Below are 20502 nucleotides of genomic sequence, written 5' to 3' on the forward strand. Positions count from 1 at the left end.
CTTTATATTTGCCTTAAGTCGGGTTATTCCCCGCTGGCCTTTATATCCGCGCTTTATTGATTGCATTTTTATTACATCAGCCGCCATTAACAGATAAAAAATAGTTAATAGTGACGCTATCCAATTGATTAAATTTTGTGGAGAATACGCCGTCCGTTTTTTAAAAAATAAGATTTTCACCTTGCCTGAACCTTTTTCGGGCGGCATTTCTTTACGCAGACATCAGCCGGAGTTATTCATGAGGCGTAACATTCACGTTACACAAAACGAGTACTTGCTTAACGAAGGGTCGACCTTAATGTCGACTACCGATACACAAAGTCATATTACGTACGCGAACTCGGCCTTTATTGATGCCAGTGGTTATAAAGAAGAGCATCTTATTGGTGAGCCTCATAATGTGATCCGCCATCCGGATATGCCTCCGGAGGCGTTCGGTGATATGTGGTTTACCCTGCAACAGGGCGAGAGCTGGACCGGGATGGTCAAGAACCGCCGTCACAACGGGGATCACTACTGGGTGCGGGCCAACGTCACCCCGGTTTATCAGAATGAGGTTCTGACCGGGTATATCTCAGTGCGAAATATACCCGAGCGCCACGAGATTGACGCCAGTGAAGCCCTTTACGAGCGGGTGCGAAATAATGAAATAAAAGGCCATCGTTTTTATAAAGGCGTGCTGGTCCGTCGGGGTATGCTCTCTTTTCTTTCGATATTTAAGCGGCTCAGCACCACAAAGCGCGTTAATTATGCCCTGGGGATCGCCGCCCTGCTCTCTTTCGCCGTTCCTTTATTACTTCCTGCCGGGATAATTCAGACAGCGACGCTGGCGCTGCTGTTTATTTTGCTGGGACTGTTTCTCAACAGCCAGATCTGCCGTCCGTTAAAAACCATCGTAAAACAGATGCAGCGTATCGTGTCTGGCCGCAAAACGGATTACACCCATTTCGACCGCGTTGACGAAATAGGCTTAATGATGCGGCTGGTTAATCAGTCCGGCTTAAACCTCAACTCGCTGGTGGACGATGTTGGGGCACAGATCGGCGGCATTCGCGATATCAGCCAGCAGGTGGCGAAAGAAGGCAATGCCTTGCAGGCACGTTCTGAGGAGACGGCAGACGATCTGCAGCAAACCGCCGCCGCGGTGGAAGAGATTGCCAGCGCGGTTAAGCAGACCGCCGAAACCGCAGAAGAGGCGATCCAGATGGCGGACCAGACCCGCGCCAGCGCATACCGCGGCGAGTCGGTGATGAAGCAGACCATCGGCGTGATGCAGTCTGTCTCCCGGGATAACGGCCAGATTGTCGACATCATCTCCGTCATCGACCGGATCGCTTTCCAGACCAATATCCTGGCGTTAAATGCCGCGGTGGAAGCCGCCCGCGCCGGGGAGGCCGGTCGTGGATTCGCAGTGGTGGCTGCCGAAGTGCGTAATCTGGCCCAGCACTCGGCGTCAGCGGCAAAAGAGATCGCCGCGCTTATCGAGAAAAACGTCGCCAGCGTGAATGCCGGGGTGGATATGGTGGAGCAGACCGAAACCCAGCTGACCACCATGATTGGCAACGTGCTGAACATGTCGGCGTTGATTAAGGAGATTGGTCACGCTACCCAGGAGCAGACCCAGGCCCTGACCCTGATTAACGAGTCCATTTCACGCATCGGGGTAATGACCCATAACAACACCGGGATGGTGGAGCACGTTACTCTGGCGGCTAACCACCTGACCCAGCGCACCACCAGGTTGCAGCAGGCGATTGGGGTGTTTGGCGGCTGACTCCCACCACAAAAATGGCTAACCCGGCGAAAAGGTCATATCTTTTTAAGGCGACGATCGCCGCCGGGAGCCCTGAATGAAAGCAGAGAAACTGACGTTAGCCTGTTCATTACTCGCCTGGGGCGCGCTCTATTATCTGCTGGGCTGGCTCTCACTCTTCCTCGACGGCCCCGACATCCGGGCCGCTTTTATCTGGTTACCTTCAGGCGTCGCCGTCACCGCCCTCCTCCTTACCGCAAAAAAACAGTGGCTCGCGCTGGGGCTGGTCCTGTTTATCGCCCGTCTGGCGCTGGGCTTAACCTTTCACCACACCTTCCACGTGTCGCTGGTGCTGGGGGCGTTTTCGCTCCTCAGCCATCTGGGCATCGCCTGGTCGGTGCGCCACTTTTCCCGGGGTTATGACAGGCTGCACAAAATCGTTAACTGGATCATGGCCACGGTGGTCTTCAGCACCCTGAGCGCGCTGGCGGGCGTGGTCTGGCTCTCTTATCTCGCGGGCACCCTGCAAATGTCGTGGTTCTGGCTTGCGTGGAGCGCCAACGTCACCGGCACGCTGTTCGTCACGCCGCCGCTGATGGGCCTGCTGGCGCCGGATAAAGACGCGCGCCGCGAGTCGCTGGCGGGCGTGTGTCTGGTGTTCGCGATCCTGCTGGCAACGCTGTTTATCTTCAGCGAGGTGCCCGATCGCAGCGACAATATCGCCCTGATCTACTCTCTGGCCTGCCTGCCGTTAATCTTGCTCACCGCCACCACCGTGGTGTGCGGCAATCGCCTGGCGTCGGTGGCGTTTATTCTGTTCAGCGCCGTGGTGATCTACGCCTCCTGGCGGGAAACCGGCCCCTTCTATTTAGCCCGCCTGACGGCGGAAGAGTCGATTTTGCTGGCCCAGTGCTACCTCTCCGCTGCCGCCCTGCTGCTGGTCTTTATCCGCGCCCAGAAAACGCACCGGCAAAGGGATCTTCATGCCCGGAGCGTGGCATACTCTCTGGATATCGAAACCGGCCGCCTGGCATGGGATCCCCATGCCAGCACCCCTCTTGCCGCCGCGTTAGCCCCGGTTACCCGTCGGGAGGCGCTGCTCTCGCGCATTCCCGATCCACAAGAGCAGGCACACATGGCCGCCCGCTGGCAGGCTACTGCCGCAGGCCAGCCGGTTAAGGAGCAATTTCACTTTACCCTTGCCCTGCCGGGCCAACCGTCCGTGGTAATTACGGAGCGAAATATGCTGCTGATGACGGACAACGATCGCCCGGTGATTGTCGCATTCTGGTCTGAGGATAACGCCAGCCTGTTTCAGCCCACGCCGCAGGAGGAGGGTTAACGATGCTGCAAATTGCCTTTTTACTTGCCGGGGCGGCGTTTGTCCGCAAGGCGGCGCCGTTCTTTATGCTGGCGGGCATTCTGTGGGGTGGACTGGGGCTGGCTATTTTTATTGATGGCCTGCAGGGCGGACTGCATTTTCCGCTGCATGTCTTTGGCCTGTTTCTGCTCCTCGACAGCCTGGTCTCCCTGACGCTGGGCTCGGCGGCCAAGGGAACCCAGCGCGGGATCTTTTACTTTAAGGGCGGGCTGTTTCTGCTGATCGCCATTTTGATTTTATCCGGGCGTCATGACGGCACCCTGGCGCTGGCCATCGTCTTTGGCATTGCGTACTTCATTACCGGCCTGTTCACCATCGCCTCTGCCGTGGTGGTGCGGTTTAGCCACTGGCGACGCGCCCTGATTTCCGGCGTGGCGCAGATCCTGTTTGCGATTTTCCTGTTCCTGCCTTTTCCTACCCAGCACGACGGCACCGTCTCGCAGTTTATCGGCATGGTGATGCTCACCGGCGGCGTGCAGTCGGTCGTCCTCTCCCTGCGCATGCGCCAGATCCGCCACGGTCGCTCGGTGTTTGATATTCTCGCCCCGCAGGCGCTGATCCCCGGCCCGCGCGAGACGTTGCCGCCCACCGTTGCCAACACGTCGGGGAATCAACTGATCGTCCATGTCTGGACCCCGGAAGGATCGGCAAAACAGCAGACCCTGCCGCGCCCGGTCATCAACCGCTACATCGCCGCCGTGGATGCTAACGGCGTGATCTCCACCGGCCATGCGGCGCTGGAGTGCCCGCCGGAACTCTATATCAGCCTCTATCCCGCGGCGGAGATCGACCGTTCCCCTTCCGAGTTCTTTAACCTGCTGAAGGCCGTGGAGGCGAACACCGTGGCAGGGAAATACCAGCCTAGCTACCGCTATGAGGCGGGTATCTGGTGCGAGTCCAACCGTAAAATTCACTTCTCAACCTTTAATGCCGCCTCGTTAACCAGCTTCTGGACGCAATACCGGCAAACCGAGACCTACAACCTGACCTGGCGCAACTGCTCCAGCAGCGTGGCCTGGGCCCTGGAGGCGGCGCTGGACGGCGCACTTCAAGAGCGCTGTGCCGGGGTCGGTTTTGTGCGCCTGCTGTTTATTCCTGAGCTCTGGATCGCCGCCCAGCTGCGCAAACGCGCCACCAATATGGCCTGGACGCCCGGGCTGGTGCTGGACTACACCCGGGCACTGCACGCCATCGTTCATCCCGGCGGCGTGTCGCTTTTTGCGCTGATCAAAAAGAGGCTGTCTACGCCTGCGGATACTGCGCGTCGGTAACCTTTTCCAGCCAGTCTACCGGGCTGCCGTTCACCGCTTCGGCAATGGCGATGTGGGTCATCGCCGTCCGGGCGCAGGCCCCGTGCCAGTGTTTTACCCCCGGTGGGATCCAGGCGATATCCCCCTGATTGAGTTCTTGAGCCTCTTTGCCCCACTCCTGTAGCCAGCCGCGCCCCTGGGTCACGATCAGGGTCTGCCCCAGCGGATGGGTATGCCATGCGGTGCGCGCCCCCGGCTCGAAGGTGACGGTCGCTCCGCCCACTTTGGCCGGTTCGGTAGCCTGAAACGGCGCGTCGATGCGCACGGTACCGCTAAACCAGGCCTCGGGGCCCTGCACGGAGGGTAATGAACCACTGCGGATAATTTTCATAATGACTCCTCGTTTGCTGTTGCGTTAACAGTAGCGCATGCGCACAGCGAGGATTAGACTGCATAATCAGAAAGGAACCATGAGCCAGATTCATATATCCGGAGAGCCGCGATGCTGAAAGACAACTTCAACGATCTGCTGTCGTTTATGGTGGTTGCCCGGGAGCGCAGCTTCACCCGCGCGGCGGCCCAGCTCGGCGTGTCGCAGTCGGCCCTCAGCCACGCCATGCGTAATCTCGAAGCCAGGCTGGATATGCGGTTGCTGACCCGTACCACCCGCAGCGTTGCCCCTACCGAGGCGGGTGAACAGCTGTTTATGCGCCTGAGCCCGCACCTGCTGGAGATCGAGCAGGAGCTGACCGCCCTGCGCGACATGCGTGACAAGCCGGCGGGCAATATCCGCATTACCGCCGGAGAGCATGCCATGAGCGCGGTGCTGTGGCCGGTGCTGAAGCCTTTTATGGCTCAGTATCCGGACATTCACGTCGAGGTGACGGTGGATAACGGCCTGACGGATATCGTCGACGGGCGTTTTGATGCCGGGGTGCGCTTAGGCGAACAGGTAGCGAAGGATATGATTGCGATGCGTATCGCGCCGGATATGCGAATGGCGGTGGTCGGCTCCCCGGACTATTTTGCCCGCTTCAGTGAGCCGCAAACCCCGGAGCAGCTGGCAGATCACCGCTGCATCAACATGCGGCTGCCGACGCGCGGCGGCCTGTATGCGTGGGAGTTTACCCAGGAGGGGCGGGAGATCCGCGTCCGGGTGGACGGGCAGCTTACGTTGAATAACCTCCCCGAGCGTCTGGATGCCGCCGAGGCCGGTCTGGGGCTGGCGTATGTCCCGCAGGACACAGTGCAGGAGGCCATCAGCCAGGGGCGACTGGTGCGGGTTCTGGAGGCGTACTGTCCGGTATTTGACGGCTATCACCTCTACTACCCCAGCCGCCGCCAGCACACCACCGCCTTTGCCCTGCTGGTCGAGGCGCTGCGTCGAAACTAGCCTGATTTCCCTGGCGGGATTTTTACTTCAGCATGCATCACTTTCACTCCGTTATTTTTTGCGTCGTTTATTAATTGCAGGTAGGATGCTTCGCCATGTTTTGCCTTATCCATACGCAGAATGACTGGAAAGGCAGAATATTTCCGCGCAAGAGCAATCGTTTGTATTGCTGCTGCCGGTTACGGACAATACGTTTTTGATTCAGACAGGCAAACAGGTAACTCAATGAAAACAAGCAATAAAAGCGCAGCCGATCATCACGCTGCGAAACGTCGCTGGTTGAATGCCCACGAAGAGGGCTATCACAAGGCGATGGGCAACCGTCAGGTGCAGATGATCGCCATCGGCGGCGCTATCGGTACCGGGCTGTTTTTAGGCGCAGGCGCACGTCTGCAGATGGCTGGCCCGGCCCTCGCCCTGGTCTATCTGGTGTGCGGGATCTTCTCCTTCTTTATTCTCCGCGCCCTTGGCGAACTGGTATTACACCGTCCGTCCAGCGGCAGTTTCGTCTCCTACGCCCGTGAGTTCCTCGGTGAAAAGGCTGCCTACGTGGCGGGCTGGATGTACTTTGTGAACTGGGCGATGACCGGGATCGTGGACATCACCGCCGTGGCGCTGTACATGCACTACTGGGGCGCGTTTGGCGATGTACCGCAGTGGGTGTTTGCCCTTGGCGCGCTGGCGATTGTCGGCACCATGAACATGATTGGCGTAAAGTGGTTCGCCGAAATGGAGTTCTGGTTTGCGCTGGTAAAAGTGCTGGCCATTGTCATCTTCCTGGTCGTGGGTACCGTGTTCCTCGGCACCGGCAAGCCGCTTGACGGCAACATGACTGGCTTCCACCTGATTACCGACAACGGCGGTTTCTTCCCGCACGGCCTGTTACCTGCGCTGGTGCTGATCCAGGGCGTAGTGTTTGCCTTTGCCTCCATTGAACTGGTGGGTACGGCTGCGGGCGAATGTAAAGACCCCGAGAACATGGTGCCAAAAGCGATCAACAGCGTGATCTGGCGTATCGGCCTGTTCTACGTTGGCTCCGTGGTGCTGCTGGTTCTGCTGCTGCCGTGGAACGCCTACCAGGCGGGCCAGAGTCCGTTCGTGACCTTCTTCTCTAAGCTCGGCGTGCCGTATGTGGGCAGCATTATGAACATCGTGGTCCTGACCGCGGCCCTCTCCAGCCTGAACTCCGGTCTGTACTCCACCGGCCGCATCCTGCGCTCCATGTCGATGGGCGGCTCCGCGCCGAAGTTTATGTCGAAGATGAGCAAGCAGCAGGTGCCGTACGCGGGCATTCTGGCGACCCTGGTGGTCTACGTCTTTGGCGTGTTTCTGAACTATCTGGTGCCGTCCCAGGTGTTCGAGATTGTCCTGAACGTCGCAGCGCTGGGTATTATCGCCTCCTGGGCCTTTATCGTGGTGTGCCAGATGCGTCTGCGCCAGGCGATTAAAGCCGGTACCGCGGCTGACGTCAGCTTCAAGATGCCTGGCGCGCCGTTTACCTCCTGGCTGACCCTGCTGTTCCTCTTCAGCGTGCTGGTGCTGATGGCGTTCGACTATCCGAACGGGACTTACACCATCGCCACTATCCCACTGCTGGCGGTTCTGCTGGTGGCTGGCTGGTTTGGCGTGCGCAAGCGCGTGCATGAGATCCACAGCACCGCGCCTCAGCACCCGGACAATGAAAAGCGGGATGGTCCGCTGGTGGAAGAAACCTCAAGGTAAACGCAAAAAGGCAACGTAAGTTGCCTTTTTTAATGTTTGCTCCCTCTCCCTTTGGGAGAGGGTTGGGGTGAGGGGATCTGACCGCACCACCGTTTTTTGCCCAGCGGCGCTACGCTTGCACGGGCCTACGATCTCTGAGGTACCCGGGCAATCACCTTAATCTCGAAATCAAAACCTGCCAGCCAGGTCACGCCAACGGCTGTCCAGTTTGGATAGGGAGGTTGCGGAAAAATCGACGCTTTGACCGCCATAATGGTTGCAAACTGATTTTGCGGATCGGTATGAAAGGTGGTGACATCAATCAGATCATCAAAGGTACATCCCGCCGCGGACAGCGTTGCTTTGAGGTTATCAAACGCAAGCCGCACCTGAGCGGCGAAATCCGGCTCCGGCGTGCCGTCGGCGCGGCTTCCTACCTGGCCCGACACAAACAACAGATCGCCGGAACGGATGGCGGCAGAATAACCGTGCTCTTCATAAAGAGCATGTCGGTTAGCAGGGAAAACCGGTTCACGCTGGATCATAAGGTATCCTGTACTTAGTCTGAGGTGAATTAGGTAAAGCGCAGCACGCAGCAATGATTTAATATACGCGGCGTATGTCAAATTAATCACACATACGCCGCGTATGTCAAATGAAGATGGAGATCCTATGGTTGCAAGACGCCGCAGCGAAACGATGGAAGAGAACCGGGCAAAACTGCTAATGGCAGCGCGGAAAGCCTTTGCTGAAAACGGCTTTGCCGCCGCATCAATGGACGAGTTAACGGCCAGCGTGGGCCTGACCCGCGGGGCGCTGTACCACAATTTTGGTGATAAAAAGGGGCTCCTCGCCGCCGTTGTCGCGCAGATGGATGGTGAAATGGCGCAACGCGCGAAGGCGCAAGCCGCTGATGTAGTCGATGAGTGGGAAAGGCTGATAGCTGAAGGGGTCGCCTATATCAAAATGGCGCTCGACCCTGAGGTGCGACGTATTGTGCTGCTTGATGGCCCCGCTTTTCTGGGCGATCCCGCCCAGTGGCCCGGTCAAATGAGCTGTCTTGAATCCACCCGCCAGAGCATCCTGAAAATGCTGGAACGCGACGTGATTAAGCCGGTAGATGCGGGTGCCGCAGCCTATATGTTAAACAGCGCCGCCATGAACGCCGCGCTGTGGATAGCCGCCAGCCAGGATCCGCAGAAAGCGCTGCCGGACATTATTAAGGTGTTTACGCACCTGGCAAGCGGCCTGTGCCAGCGTCCGCAATGACCCTTTTGCCCGGCGGCGCTGCGCTTGCACGGGCCTACAAAACCGCACACAACCGTAGGCCGGGTAAGGCGCAGCCGCCACCCGGCATGCAGACCGCACCGCCCTTTTGCCCGGCGGCGCTGCGCTTGCACGGGCCTACAAAACCGCACACAACCGTAGGCCGGGTAAGGCGCAGCCGTCACCCGGCATGCAGACCGCACTGCCCTTTTACCCGGCGGCGCTGCGCTTGCACGGGCCTACAAAACCGCACACAACCGTAGGCCGGATAAGGCCCAGCCGCCACCCGGCATGCAGACCGCACCGCCCTTTTGCCCGGCGGCGCTGCGCTTGCACGGGCCTACAAAACCGCACACTACCGTAGGCCGGGTAAGGCGCAGCCGCCACCCGGCATGCAGACCGCACTGCCCTTTTACGCGGCGGCGGTGCGCTTGCACGGGCCTACAAAACCGCACACAACCGTAGGCCGGATAAGGCGCAGCCGCCACCCGGCATGCAGACCGCACTGCCCTTTTGCCCGGCGGCGCTGCGCTTGCACGGGCCTACAAAACCACACACAACCGTAGGCCGGGTAAGGCCCAGCCGCCACCCGGCATGCAGACCGCACTGCCCTTTTACCCGGCGGCGCTGCGCTTGTAGGGCCTACAAAACCGCACACAACCGTAGGCCGGGTAAGGCGCAGCCGCCACCCGGCAAAACCACGCGAGACTTACAGCGCGATACGGATCACATCATCCGGCTGGGTCGCTTCCTGCTGACGGGTAGACTTCTGCTTCACCGTCACGTACAGGGTTTTACCGTCCGCCGAGAGCGCCAGGCTGTTCGGGAAGGTCGGGGTGTCGTGGGTTTTGGTCACTTTGTAGGTTTTCGCGTCAATCACGCTCACCTTGCCCGCTTCACGGTGGGTGACGTAGGCTTCATCACGCGCCGGGTTGAACAGCACCGCCAGAGATTCAGGCGCGGCCACTTTGCTGATGATGCTGCCATCTTTCAGGGAGACCACCAGCACTTCCGGCTGTTTCGAGTCGGTAATAAATGCGCGCTGGCCCTTCACGTCGAGGCTCAGGTTCAGGTAGAAGTGCTCTTTCCCGTCGTCCTGCAGCTTTTTACGCTCGATGATTTTGTTGGTGGCAGTATCGATAGTCACCAGTTCGCCGTCGCCGTTAGTGGTGTACAGGCGCTTCGCCTGCGCATCCAGAGCCAGGCCGGTGCTGAACTTACCGGTGCCGGAGATCGTCTCTTTCAGCTTCAGCGTTTCGCCATCCACTACCCAAATCACGCTCTCTTTACCGATGCCGGTAATGTAGACGCTGTTGTTAGTGTCATCGGCGACCAGCTCGCGCGGCTGCAGGGGTTTTACCGTTTCGCTGCGCTTGCGATCGTCGAGCACCAGGCGGCCCTTCACGTCACCGGTTTTGGCGTCAATGGCGGTCACCGCGCTGTTGGTGGTGTTACCAAACCACAGCGTCTGGGTGGCGTTGTTGATGGTGGCCCCAAACGGCTTCAGATCGCTATGAATCGCCTGAGTAACTTCCAGCGTCAGCGGATCGAGGCGGTACACTACCCCACCTTTATCCGTCTTGCGGCTCTGGGTGGTAGCCACCCACAGCGCATTCTCCTGCTGGCTGACGGCCATCTCATACGCGCCCTTACCAACCGCTTTACGCAGCATCTCTTCTGCGGCATGGACATTAAACGTCCCGGCTACCAGCAGAGAACCCAACAGCAGTGAGCCACGCAGACGCGGCGAGCACAGATGACGTAAATTCATAACAACTCCCTTTTGAGTAAATGGTATGGCTGACATCGCTTCCGGCTGGCTAAGTCATCGCTTCGCCTGATTATGGATGAGAATAGTAATCATTATTTATCTCAATGTGGAGTAATTCTTGATCGCAACGAGCCCGTTCGCTGATTTAACCTACACTTAGGTTAACGCTATGTGCTGTTTTGGTTTTCAAAATATTTACAAAAGATTTACCATATCCGCACATGTTCCATTTGGTTCGTCTTTCCTTAACCGGTTTTATCATTCATGAAAATCTTTTATGCCCGCAGGGCAACGCTTCCCCTGCTGTTGGTTCCTGTTGTTTTAGCCCCTGTCGCGGCGATGGCGGCCGACGAACAGACCATGATCGTCAGCGCGTCGCCGCAAGCGCTCTCCGAATTAGATACCCCTGCCGCGGTCAGCGTGGTTAATGGCGAGGATATGCGTCAGGCCGCGCCGCGCATCAATCTCTCCGAATCCCTCGGCAGCGTGCCGGGGCTACAGATCCAGAACCGGCAGAACTATGCCCAGGATCTTCAGCTCTCAACCCGTGGTTTTGGCGCCCGCTCCACCTTCGGGGTGCGCGGTATTCGACTCTATGTGGACGGGATCCCGGCGACCATGCCGGACGGCCAGGGGCAAACCTCGAACATCGATCTCAACAGCATCGAGAGCGTGGAAGTGCTGCGCGGGCCGTTCTCCGCCCTGTACGGCAATGCGTCCGGCGGCGTGCTTAACATGACCACCGAAACCGGCCGTGAGCCGAACACCGTCGAGGCCAGCAGCTATTACGGCAGCTACGGCACATGGCGCTACGGCATGAAGGCGACCGGCGCGATGGGCGACGGCACTCACCCAGGTGACGTGGATTACACCGTCTCAACCACCCGCTTCACCACCCACGGCTATCGCGATCACAGCGGCGCGCGCAAGAATCTCGCTAACGCCAAACTGGGCGTGCGTATCGACGATGCCAGCAAGCTGAGCCTGATTTTCAACAGCGTGGACATGAAAGCCAACGATCCGGGCGGGCTGGACTATCAGGAGTGGCGGGATAACCCCCGCCAGTCGCCGCGCGGGGATCAGTACAACACCCGTAAAACCATCAAGCAGACCCAGGCCGGACTGCGCTATGAGCGCCAGCTCAGCGCCCAGGACGATCTCAGCGTGATGGCCTACGCCGGTGAACGCGAGATGACGCAGTACCAGTCCATCCCGTATCAGCCCCAGCTCAGAGCCACTCACTCTGGCGGCGTGATCGACATGCAGCGCCACTATCAGGGGATCGACACCCGCTGGACCCACCGCGGGGAGTTGCTGGTGCCGATGACCTTCACCACCGGCCTGAACTACGAAAACATGAGCGAAGATCGTCGCGGGTATGAAAACTACGTGATGAATAACGGGGTGCCGGACTACGGCGTCAAAGGGGCGAAACGCCGCGACGAGCGCAACCTGATGTGGAACGTCGACCCTTACCTGCAGACCAACTGGCAGCTGACGCAGAAGCTCTCCCTCGACGCGGGCGTGCGCTACAGTTCCGTGTGGTTCGACTCCAACGACCACTACGTCAAGGGCGCGAACGGTGATGACAGCGGCGACGCCAGCTATCACAAATGGCTCCCGGCAGGCGCGCTGAAGTACAGCGTGACCGATGCCTGGAACCTGTATGCCGCCGCTGGTCGCGGTTTTGAGACGCCGACCATCAACGAACTCTCCTACCGTTCTGACAACCAGAGCGGCCTGAACTTCGGCCTGAAGCCGTCGACCAACAATACGTATGAAGTGGGAAGCAAAACGCGCATCGGCAACGGCCTGTTCACCGCGGCGCTGTTCCGCACCGATACCGACGATGAGATCGTTGTCGACGCCAGCGCGGGCGGGCGCACCAGCTACAAAAATGCCGGTAAAACCCGCCGTCAGGGCGTGGAGCTCTCCCTCGATCAGCAGTTTGCTGAGAACTGGAAGCTGAAAATGGCGTGGACGTATCTGGATGCCACCTACCGCACCAACGTCTGTGGCGATGGCGACTGCAGCGGCAACCGCATGCCGGGCATTGCGCGCAATATGGGCTATGCCTCCTTTGGCTGGCAGCCTGTTGAAGGCTGGTACGCGGGCTCTGACGTGCGCTACATGAGCGACATCATGGCCGACGACGAGAACAGCGCCAAAGCGCCATCCTACACCGTTGTGGGCCTGAACACCGGGTATAAGCTCAACTACGGCAACTGGGGAATGGACGTGTTTGGACGCGTGGATAACCTGTTCGACAAAGAGTACGTCGGCTCGGTGATCGTCAACGAATCGAACGGTCGCTACTACGAACCGGCACCGGGGCGCAACTACGGGGTGGGCCTCTCCGTCTCGTATCGCTTCGAGTGACAATAAGACCGGCAGCCCTGGCTGCCGGTCTTGTTTTATGCCATCTGCGTCTGCTGCTCCAGGCGGAATGCCACCCGCAGCAACACCAGACCAAAACCCGCCGCGATCTTTCTGCTGATTTTTATATTACGGATTCGGTGACTGACACGCATTCCTGGCTCCTGAAAAGGCAACTGTACCTTTTCAGGTTATCGGCAGCGTGCAGGGTTATTTAGTTAAGCTGGTCTTATCACCAGGATAAAAAATAGCCATCCCCGGCGGTATGATTTCCGCCGGAAAATAAACAGAGTAATAATCAGCGATATTACCGCTTCGCTTATTAATATCCCTTAGTTGACAAACTGTTTGATTAAAATGTCATTCGCCTCGTCGATCACTTTATCGATGGCCGCCCGGCTGGCGTCCTGATCGCCCTTCTCCAGTGCATCAAGCAGTTCATCGTAGCGATAGGATTTGCAGGGAAGCACGAGGTCTGGATCGTACAGATAGTTAAAACAGGGCCCGGCGCGCACCCACAGCTGCTCAATGAGCGACATCAGGATGGGCATTTCGGCATAGTGATAGAGGGTGAAGCGAAAGGCCCGGTTGGTATGCAGCGCGCGCTCCACTTCACCGTTACTCATCGCATCATGGAATTTGTCAGAAAGTTCGCGCAGCGTGCCTAACTTTTCGTCAGACATCTGGTTACAGGCCGCCGCGACTGCCATGCACTCCAGTTCCTTACGGATAGCGTTGACTTCGGTGTAACGCTCAAAGGATATTTCCGGCACCAGAAAGGCCTGAGCCGGGGTAGCGTGCAGCGCGCCAGCGGAGACCAACCGCAGCAATGCTTCACGAACAGGAGTAATACTGGTACCGAGTTTATCCGCAATCTCTTTCGTAACGAGCCTGGCCCCAGGCTTCAGCGCTCCGGCAATTAGCGCGCTTTTAAGGCTCATCTCAACCTGCATCGTCAGGCTCATTCGTTGAGCTTTTTCTAAATTATCCAAATCCAGCATGTTCTATTCCTGTTACCTGCACTTAACTAATATTCCACGGGCGGTTAAATGTCTCGCCAGAGTATTTGATATATCCTGTATCTGCATGCCTGATTTACGTCAAAAAGAAACCTGTCAATCAATACGAAAATTGATTGATTAAATAAAAAAAATCGTTTCGTATACGGCGCTTTGACTATTCTATGCCTGTATAATTAAAGACGTTATTTCTCATTTTGCACAACTGAGTATGGCGGAATATTCCGCCATATACGTTACTGTTCGTTATCGTTCGCGACGCGTATCACGACTTTGCCAAAGTTTTTTCCATTCAGCAAACCGATAAACGCCTCTGGCGCATTTTCCAGGCCTTCCGTTACCTGCTCACGGTAATGGATCTTGCCCTCTTTGACCCAGCGTCCCATCTCCTGCTGAAACTCCTCGATGCGGTGGCCATAATCCTGGTTGATGATAAAGCCCTGCATACGAATGCGTTTTTTCAGGATGGTGCCCATCAACAATCCGAGACGATCCGGCCCTGGCGGCAGGTCGGTGGCATTGTATCCGCTGACCAATCCGCAGACCGGCACCCGCGCCTGGGTGTTCAGCAGCGGCAGCACCGCATCAAACACTTTTCCGCCGACGTTCTCGTAATAAATATCGATGCCATCCGGGCAGGCCTGCTTAAGCTGCCCGGCGAAATCGTCAGCATGGTGATCCAGACACTCGTCAAAACCCAGCACCTCGGTCGCGTGGCGGCACTTCTCCGCCCCACCGGCAACGCCCACCACCCGGCAGCCTTTCAGCTTACCAATCTGCCCGACGGTGGAGCCCACCGGGCCAGTCGCCGCGGCCACCACCAGCGTTTCACCCGCTTTGGGTTGCCCGATGTCCAGCAAGCCCATATAGGCGGTGAAGCCCGGCATACCCAGAATGCCTAACGCCCAGGAGGGGTGATCCGGGTTCTCACCCAGTTTAACCAGCCCGTTGCCGTCAGAGAGTTCATACTCCTGCCAGCCGCTGTAGCCGAGCACCCACTCACCGGGCTGATAATCAGGATGGTTTGACGCCTCAACGCGGCTGACTGTGCCCCCTACCATCACGGCACCGATCTCTACCGGCGGCGAGTAGGACGGCGCATCGCTCATACGGCCCCGCATATAGGGGTCGAGAGAGAGCCATATCGTGCGCAGCAGAAGCTGGCCGTCGGCGGGCTGTGGGATGTCGGTGGTTTCTGAGCGAAAATTATCGGCGGTGGGTGCGCCATGGGGACGAGAAGCCAGAACCCATTGACGATTCTGCGTTGAAGATTGACTCATACCTCACTCCTTTTTATGAATACGTCCTTAAGCCTAGCCTCATCTTTCCGGGTCTGCTTTGGCATTATGAGCCGGACTGGTTAAGCCTGACGACCAGATAGACGCACGGCGCATCGCTTTCATTAATAAACCGGCAGTCGTTGGGTGGGCCCAGTTCCAGACAATCCCCCGCCCGCATTTCATGGCGGGTATCCCCCTCCTGAAAGACCAGCTCCCCTGACTGAAGCCAGATAAGCTGACGTGCCAGGGCATACGAGAACGCGGGCATCGGCACATCGCTGGCTGCGGGCAGTTCCACCTGCACCAGGTCAATGGGTAGATCGGTACGCGGGGAGACGTGCCTGCGCAAATAGTGCGTTTGCGGATCGCGCCAGACGGGCTGGCTTTCAAAGCGCAGCAGCTTGCCTTCCTGCATTTCGGCGCGGGCAATCAGCGTTGACATGCTAATGCCAAAGGCGCCGGAGAGTCGGGCCAGCAGGGTGGCGGTTGGGCTGCTGTCGGCACGTTCGATCTTGTGGATCATCGCCCGCGACACCCCCGCCCGTTCGGCAAGCTCGCTCAGGGACCAGCCGCGTGACTCGCGTTCAAGACGAATGCGCGCGCTAATGCGATGATTGATATTGTCTGACATAGTATTCATCCCGCCATACTATAGTGAAAGAAATGGATTACAACGGGCTTTTTTCATAACCAAAAGATATGAGTTATGCCGTAGCGTTTCCAGTGTCGGTTTGTGTAATATCGTGTCAAATCGTACTACTATAGTGAACAACACAGACTGAGGTTTCGCCATGCTTATTCGCCACGCTCTTAAAGAGGATTGCGCCGCTATCGGCGAGATCTATAACCACGCCGTGCTGCACACCGCCGCCATCTGGAATGATGCCACCGTGGATACCGATAACCGTATCGCCTGGTTCGAGGCGCGTCAGCTGATGGGCTACCCGGTGCTGGTCAGCGAACATGACGGCGTGGTAACAGGGTATGCCTCCTTTGGCGACTGGCGCGCCTTTGATGGCTTCCGCCATACGGTTGAGCATTCGGTTTACGTCCATCCGGATCATCAGGGCAAGGGTATCGGCCGGGCGCTGATGAAAGCGCTGATTATCGAGGCCAGGCGCATCGGTAAACATGTGATGGTGGCGGGCATTGAAGCGCAGAACAGCGCCTCTATCCATCTGCATGAAACCCTGGGCTTTGTCATTACCGGCCAGATGCCGCAGGTGGGCACCAAGTTTGGCCGCTGGCTGGATCTCACCTTTATGCAGCTGCAGCTCGACGCGCGCAGCGAGCCGGATAACATCGGATGAATCACTCCCTGACGCTGGTATTTCTGGTTGCGGCGGGCATTGGGCTGGTGGTGCAAAATACCCTGATGGTGCGCATCACCCAGACCTCCAGCACCATTCTTATCGCCATGCTGCTTAATTCGCTGGTGGGTATCGTGCTGTTTGTGTCGATCCTGCTGATTAAAAACGGCGTCGCCGGGTTCAGCGAACTGGCGCACCAGGTGCGCTGGTGGACACTGATCCCTGGCCTGCTGGGGTCGTTTTTTGTTTTTGCCAGCATCAGCGGTTATCAGTATGTTGGCGCCGCGACGACTATCGCGGTGCTGGTCGCCAGCCAGTTGATTGGCGGTCTGGTAATGGACGTGGTGCGCAGCCAGGGAGTGCCACTGAAGGCGCTGATTGGCCCGGTGTGCGGTGCGGTACTGCTGGTGATTGGCGCCTGGCTGGTCGCAAAGCGCCAGTTCTGACTTACAGGATCACCCCGCCTTTGGTCAGGCTGTCGTGGCGGGCTTCCTGATCTTCTTTGTACTGCTTCCCGTGGTGGGCAATGGCGTTGCGCAGCCGCTGCTGCTGGGCATAGCGATCTTCACGGGTCAGCTCCGCGTCTTCGCTCAGCGCAATCAGCAGTTCGTTCATATGCGCAATCACGCTTTCAGTTATTGCCGCGTCCACGCGGGCGGTAACATCCTCTAAATGTGACATTGTCACTCCTTGTCAGTTTGCCCGGCGGCGCTGCGCTTGCGCGGGCCTGCGGGTGAGAATTTGTAGGCCGGGTAAGGCGCAGCCGCCACCCGGCGGTTTATCAGTTCACTTTCGCTTTCGAGAAATCACTGCCCATCAGGCTCACGCTGTATCCGCTGATGTTGCTGCGGGTGGCGTAGAAAGTTTTACCGTTGGCCAGCGCAATCCACGGGGCCTGCTGGTAGAAAATCTCCTGCGCCTGACCGTAGAGCTTTGCGCGGGCAGCCGGATCGCTGGTCAGCTTCGCTTTCTGCACCAGGTCATCATAACCCTTGTCGCACCAGCGTGCAGCATTGGAGCCGGTTTTAATACTGTCGCAGCCCAGCAGCACGTCGGCAAAGTTGTCCGGGTCTCCGTTATCCGACATCCAGCCAAACAGGGCGCTGTCGTGCTCGCCTTTGCGCATGCCGGAGAGGTATTCGCCCCACTCATAGGACACAATCTTCGCCTTAATCCCCACCTTTGCCCAGTCGCTCTGGATCATCTCAGCGATACGGCGCGAGTTCGGGTTATACGGACGCTGCACCGGCATCGACCAGAGCGTCACTTCCGCCCCCTTCTCCAGCCCGGCCTGCTTCAGCAGCGCTTTGGCTTTTTCCGGATCGTAGCCGTAGTCCTGCAGATCTTTATTAAAGCCCATCATGTTCGGCGGGACAGGCGATTTTGCCACCGTGCCGGAGCCCATAAATACCGCGTTGATAATCGCTTTTTTATCGGTGGCGTAGTTCAGGGCCTGACGCACCAGCACGTTATCAAACGGCTTTTTCTCGGTGTTAAACGCCAGATAGCCAACGTTCAGCGCATCCACCGTATGCAGGGTCAGGTCTTTGTTCTTCTTGATCACCTCGAACTGGACTGGCGATGGCGCCGGAATGATCTGGCACTCGTTGGTTTGCAGCTTCGCCAGGCGGGTTTCCACGTTCGGGGTGATAGAGAAGATCAGGTGTTTGGTCGGGACCGCGCCATCCCAGTAGTTCGGGTTAGCCAGATAGCGGATCTGCGAGTCGGTCTTGTACTGCTGGAGCACGTACGGCCCGGTGCCTATCGGCCAGGTGTCCACGTTCTCCGGGGTGCCCTTCTTCAGCATCGCGTCGGCATATTCCGCCGAGAGGATCGAGGCGAAGTCCATCCCCCAGTCGGCAAGGAACGCAGCGTTCGGTTCGCTCAGTACAAACTGGACGTGGTTATCGTCGATCTTCTTCACCTCCTGGATCAGCTTATCCAGGCCAACGTCGTTAAAGTATTCGTAATTGCCCTGAGAGACGTTGTGGTACGGGTGCTTAGGGTCTTTCTGACGCATCACCGAGAAAATAACGTCATCGGCATTAAAGTCGCGGGTCGGTTTGAAGAATTTGTTGCTGTTAAACTTCACCCCTTTGCGCAGGGTAAAGGTATAGGTTTTGCCGTCCGGGGAGATGGTCCAGGACTCCGCCAGGGACGGGACCGGGGTATTTTTAACCGGATCAAAGTTAATCAGGCGGTTATACAGCACCTGCGAGCTGGCGACGAACGTCGGGCCGGAGCTGGCGATCTGCGGGTTGAACGACTCCGGCGAGGCCTCAGAGCAGTAGATAATGGTGTCGGTATTGGCCGCCCATGCGGCGCCCGCTGGCAGTAATGCACTTAACGCCAGCGCGAGAAGCGTTTTCCCTGTAGACATGGTTATTACCTGTTTGGTTTTATTATAAAGAACCGTAATAACAGCACAGCCCTCGCCCGCAGGCAAATAACGAAACACTATCAGGTTATTCTAAAGCAGCGATTTCCGCTGATTTTCCCGGCAATAGCCGGAGGGTGATTTGCCTTAAGGTACATTCAGCGTCAAGCACTTTCCCTCCTCTCAATGCTGCAAGAAATCGCCCCTTTTGCCGTCTCTTCTGCCGTTTGCTTGCCGGCAGATTTCGTAAAGTAGACGCGTGAAAAAGTCTATGGGACCAAATCGTGGCAAAAACCCTTTTACGCAGCGGCAATCTGGATGATTTTCAGGCCGTTGGCGGCGGCGGACAGGCCGTTTTTGAATCAGCATTGCAAATCCGTGAGGCGCTCCGTCTGCGCAAACAGCAGGCTATCGTTGATTGCCTTGCCATCCCGCAGGTCAACGATGAAGGCGACCGGGTGGACTGGTACTCCCCGTCAGACGGCGCGGTTATCAGCTGGAAAGCCGCCGACGAAGATGCGCGCTTCCGGGCGCTGCGCCTGCTGGAAAGCACCCTGTCGAGCGTAGAATCCCTGAGCAAAAAATCGCTCCAGTCGCCAAAAACCGCCCAGCAGCTGTTTGGTTCCCTGCTGTCAAAAGCGTTTCAGTTCCCAGGCGAAAACTTCCTGTTCCTCGTCGACGGTAAGCCGGTGATCACCTTCTGGGGTTTTGTGAACCTCAATGAAAGCGCGCGCGAGGATGTTCTCGACTGCCTGCGCGCCTCCCTGCTGCCGGTCCCGATGCCCGCCGCCGAGGTTGAGCCAGAGCCGGAGCCGGAAACCGCCCCGGCTATCGTCTTTGAAAAGGCCGATGAACCGCTGGTTACCGCCCCGGCGACGGTGAGTATTACCGCGAACGATCTCTACGAAGCGCAGCCTGCGCCGGTAATGTCCGCCAGCGAGCCGGAGCCGGTACCTGCGCCGGTAGTCGCGAAAAAACGCCGCGTTCCGCTGTGGTCCCTGCCGGTTGCCGCGGTGGTGGTTGCAGCCGTTGCTGCCCCGCTCCTGTGGCCAAAACTGGCCCCGACCGCCGAGCCGGTAAAAACCGCCGTCGCTGCCGCTCCGGTGGCCATCGAGCCCAAACCGGTTGCCGCAGTTGAACCCATGCCGCTGAATCTGCCGTTGCATCAGGCTGAAGTGGCGGCAGTGGAAGCCCCTGAACCTGCCCCAGCCGAGCCGGTGGTGATTGCCGCGATCCCGAAAGACGCGCTGGTGATGGAGGCAGGCCAGGTAAGATCCGGTTCGACGCGTTTTCTCAACGGAAGCTGGCGGGTGATGCTGGACGTGACTGACCCGATTACCGGTAAGCCGCCTTCAATGCGCTATCAGATTCAGAACAACAAAGGGTCGGCCCGCGTCGTTCACGGCGATAACGTGGTCTGCCGCGTCGAGGTCTTCTCCGGGCTGCACAGCAACGGCGAACTGCTGATTAAAACCCGGGGTAACGCCCGCTGCGCTGACGGCTCGCGCTACCCGATGCCGGAAATTACCTGTAAGGCCGGCACCAGCGACGTGGCGGAATGCAGCGCGCGCTACGACGCGAAGACCGTGGTTCCATTGACATTCAGGAAGACAGGTGCGTGATCC

At 58.0% G+C, this 20502-nt stretch carries 18 protein-coding genes; 10 read left to right on the forward strand and 8 right to left on the reverse strand.

Annotated features, from left to right (window positions below; translation table 11 throughout):
- Window positions 1-238: 238 nt before the first annotated feature.
- From NB069_RS11380 to NB069_RS11390, 3 genes are all read left to right on the forward strand, one after another.
- On the forward strand, window positions 239-1774 hold the full coding sequence (locus tag NB069_RS11380; RefSeq protein WP_250583606.1) for a methyl-accepting chemotaxis protein: 1536 nt from the start codon (window positions 239-241) through the stop codon (window positions 1772-1774).
- Window positions 1775-1850: 76 nt separating this feature from the next.
- A complete protein-coding gene (locus NB069_RS11385) occupies window positions 1851-3095 on the forward strand; it encodes an MASE1 domain-containing protein (RefSeq protein WP_250583608.1) in 1245 nt (414 codons plus the stop codon).
- A 2-nt stretch (window positions 3096-3097) separates the two neighbouring features.
- Window positions 3098-4405 carry an HdeD family acid-resistance protein gene (locus NB069_RS11390; protein ID WP_250583610.1) on the forward strand — a complete coding sequence of 436 codons (1308 nt, stop codon included), beginning with the start codon at window positions 3098-3100 and terminating at the stop codon, window positions 4403-4405.
- Here NB069_RS11390 and NB069_RS11395 read toward each other — a convergent pair.
- Window positions 4377-4775, reverse strand: a complete 399-nt coding sequence (locus NB069_RS11395) for a (R)-mandelonitrile lyase (RefSeq protein ID WP_250583612.1) — start codon at window positions 4773-4775, stop codon at window positions 4377-4379. The genes NB069_RS11390 and NB069_RS11395 overlap by 29 nt on opposite strands.
- A 111-nt stretch (window positions 4776-4886) precedes the next feature.
- Between NB069_RS11395 and NB069_RS11400 the strand changes: the two genes are divergently transcribed.
- Together NB069_RS11400 and ansP are read left to right on the forward strand one after the other, a co-directional pair.
- The gene (locus NB069_RS11400; protein ID WP_250583614.1) at window positions 4887-5777 is read left to right on the forward strand and encodes a LysR family transcriptional regulator; all 891 of its coding nucleotides are present in this window, start codon (window positions 4887-4889) and stop codon (window positions 5775-5777) included.
- A gap of 225 nt (window positions 5778-6002) precedes the next feature.
- A complete protein-coding gene (gene ansP, locus NB069_RS11405) occupies window positions 6003-7499 on the forward strand; it encodes an L-asparagine permease (protein WP_250583616.1) in 1497 nt (498 codons plus the stop codon).
- A 125-nt stretch (window positions 7500-7624) separates the two neighbouring features.
- Here the strand turns inward: ansP and NB069_RS11410 are convergent, their stop codons facing one another.
- Complete coding sequence (locus tag NB069_RS11410; protein WP_250583618.1) at window positions 7625-8023, reverse strand: RidA family protein; 399 nt, start codon at window positions 8021-8023, stop codon at window positions 7625-7627.
- 127 nt (window positions 8024-8150) lie between these two features.
- On the opposite strand from NB069_RS11410, the gene NB069_RS11415 reads away from it, so the two are divergent.
- Window positions 8151-8747 (forward strand): TetR/AcrR family transcriptional regulator, encoded by a 597-nt coding sequence (locus tag NB069_RS11415; RefSeq protein WP_250583620.1) that lies wholly within the window; start codon window positions 8151-8153, stop codon window positions 8745-8747.
- 706 nt (window positions 8748-9453) lie between these two features.
- Here NB069_RS11415 and NB069_RS11420 read toward each other — a convergent pair.
- A complete protein-coding gene (locus tag NB069_RS11420) occupies window positions 9454-10515 on the reverse strand; it encodes a YncE family protein (RefSeq protein ID WP_250583622.1) in 1062 nt (353 codons plus the stop codon).
- Between the two features lie 264 nt (window positions 10516-10779).
- On the opposite strand from NB069_RS11420, the gene pqqU reads away from it, so the two are divergent.
- Window positions 10780-12894, forward strand: a complete 2115-nt coding sequence (gene pqqU / locus NB069_RS11425) for a TonB-dependent receptor PqqU (protein WP_250583624.1) — start codon at window positions 10780-10782, stop codon at window positions 12892-12894.
- Window positions 12895-13223: 329 nt separating this feature from the next.
- Here the strand turns inward: pqqU and NB069_RS11430 are convergent, their stop codons facing one another.
- The 3 genes from NB069_RS11430 to NB069_RS11440 form a co-directional block, all read right to left on the reverse strand.
- Window positions 13224-13892, reverse strand: a complete 669-nt coding sequence (locus tag NB069_RS11430) for a GntR family transcriptional regulator (RefSeq protein ID WP_250583626.1) — start codon at window positions 13890-13892, stop codon at window positions 13224-13226.
- A gap of 254 nt (window positions 13893-14146) precedes the next feature.
- Window positions 14147-15190 (reverse strand): NADP-dependent oxidoreductase, encoded by a 1044-nt coding sequence (locus NB069_RS11435; RefSeq protein WP_250583628.1) that lies wholly within the window; start codon window positions 15188-15190, stop codon window positions 14147-14149.
- A 64-nt stretch (window positions 15191-15254) separates the two neighbouring features.
- Complete coding sequence (locus NB069_RS11440) at window positions 15255-15830, reverse strand: helix-turn-helix domain-containing protein (protein ID WP_250583630.1); 576 nt, start codon at window positions 15828-15830, stop codon at window positions 15255-15257.
- Window positions 15831-15981: 151 nt separating this feature from the next.
- Here NB069_RS11440 and NB069_RS11445 point away from each other — a divergent pair, with 151 nt between their 5' ends.
- Entirely contained in the window at window positions 15982-16500 is a 519-nt protein-coding gene (locus NB069_RS11445; protein WP_250583632.1) for a GNAT family N-acetyltransferase, read from the forward strand.
- A complete protein-coding gene (locus NB069_RS11450) occupies window positions 16497-16946 on the forward strand; it encodes a DMT family transporter (RefSeq protein WP_250583634.1) in 450 nt (149 codons plus the stop codon). Before NB069_RS11445 ends, NB069_RS11450 begins: the two co-directional genes overlap by 4 nt.
- Before the next feature lies 1 nt (window position 16947).
- Here NB069_RS11450 and NB069_RS11455 read toward each other — a convergent pair whose 3' ends face one another.
- Complete coding sequence (locus NB069_RS11455; RefSeq protein WP_250583636.1) at window positions 16948-17181, reverse strand: YdcY family protein; 234 nt, start codon at window positions 17179-17181, stop codon at window positions 16948-16950.
- A 100-nt stretch (window positions 17182-17281) separates the two neighbouring features.
- On the reverse strand, window positions 17282-18880 hold the full coding sequence (locus NB069_RS11460) for an ABC transporter substrate-binding protein (protein WP_250583638.1): 1599 nt from the start codon (window positions 18878-18880) through the stop codon (window positions 17282-17284).
- A gap of 281 nt (window positions 18881-19161) precedes the next feature.
- Between NB069_RS11460 and NB069_RS11465 the strand changes: the two genes are divergently transcribed.
- The gene (locus NB069_RS11465) at window positions 19162-20499 is read left to right on the forward strand and encodes an SrfA family protein (protein WP_250583640.1); all 1338 of its coding nucleotides are present in this window, start codon (window positions 19162-19164) and stop codon (window positions 20497-20499) included.
- Window positions 20500-20502 lie beyond the last annotated feature (3 nt).

Origin of the sequence: Leclercia adecarboxylata (assembly GCF_023639785.1) — a bacterium.
Lineage (GTDB): Bacteria > Pseudomonadota > Gammaproteobacteria > Enterobacterales > Enterobacteriaceae > Enterobacter > Enterobacter adecarboxylatus_D.

What these genes read in the sequence shown, in the direction of transcription:
- NB069_RS11445 (WP_250583632.1), top strand. Translation starts at nt 15,982, where the DNA reads ATGCTTATTCGCCACGCTCTTAAAGAGGATTGCGCCGCTATCGGCGAG.
- NB069_RS11395 (WP_250583612.1), bottom strand. Translation starts at nt 4,775, where the DNA reads ATGAAAATTATCCGCAGTGGTTCATTACCCTCCGTGCAGGGCCCCGAG.
- NB069_RS11455 (WP_250583636.1), bottom strand. Translation starts at nt 17,181, where the DNA reads ATGTCACATTTAGAGGATGTTACCGCCCGCGTGGACGCGGCAATAACT.
- NB069_RS11440 (WP_250583630.1), bottom strand. Translation starts at nt 15,830, where the DNA reads ATGAATACTATGTCAGACAATATCAATCATCGCATTAGCGCGCGCATT.
- NB069_RS11400 (WP_250583614.1), top strand. Translation starts at nt 4,887, where the DNA reads ATGCTGAAAGACAACTTCAACGATCTGCTGTCGTTTATGGTGGTTGCC.
- NB069_RS11435 (WP_250583628.1), bottom strand. Translation starts at nt 15,190, where the DNA reads ATGAGTCAATCTTCAACGCAGAATCGTCAATGGGTTCTGGCTTCTCGT.
- NB069_RS11430 (WP_250583626.1), bottom strand. Translation starts at nt 13,892, where the DNA reads ATGCTGGATTTGGATAATTTAGAAAAAGCTCAACGAATGAGCCTGACG.
- NB069_RS11410 (WP_250583618.1), bottom strand. Translation starts at nt 8,023, where the DNA reads ATGATCCAGCGTGAACCGGTTTTCCCTGCTAACCGACATGCTCTTTAT.
- pqqU (WP_250583624.1), top strand. Translation starts at nt 10,780, where the DNA reads ATGAAAATCTTTTATGCCCGCAGGGCAACGCTTCCCCTGCTGTTGGTT.
- ansP (WP_250583616.1), top strand. Translation starts at nt 6,003, where the DNA reads ATGAAAACAAGCAATAAAAGCGCAGCCGATCATCACGCTGCGAAACGT.
- NB069_RS11450 (WP_250583634.1), top strand. Translation starts at nt 16,497, where the DNA reads ATGAATCACTCCCTGACGCTGGTATTTCTGGTTGCGGCGGGCATTGGG.
- NB069_RS11460 (WP_250583638.1), bottom strand. Translation starts at nt 18,880, where the DNA reads ATGTCTACAGGGAAAACGCTTCTCGCGCTGGCGTTAAGTGCATTACTG.
- NB069_RS11385 (WP_250583608.1), top strand. Translation starts at nt 1,851, where the DNA reads ATGAAAGCAGAGAAACTGACGTTAGCCTGTTCATTACTCGCCTGGGGC.
- NB069_RS11380 (WP_250583606.1), top strand. Translation starts at nt 239, where the DNA reads ATGAGGCGTAACATTCACGTTACACAAAACGAGTACTTGCTTAACGAA.
- NB069_RS11415 (WP_250583620.1), top strand. Translation starts at nt 8,151, where the DNA reads ATGGTTGCAAGACGCCGCAGCGAAACGATGGAAGAGAACCGGGCAAAA.
- NB069_RS11420 (WP_250583622.1), bottom strand. Translation starts at nt 10,515, where the DNA reads ATGAATTTACGTCATCTGTGCTCGCCGCGTCTGCGTGGCTCACTGCTG.
- NB069_RS11390 (WP_250583610.1), top strand. Translation starts at nt 3,098, where the DNA reads ATGCTGCAAATTGCCTTTTTACTTGCCGGGGCGGCGTTTGTCCGCAAG.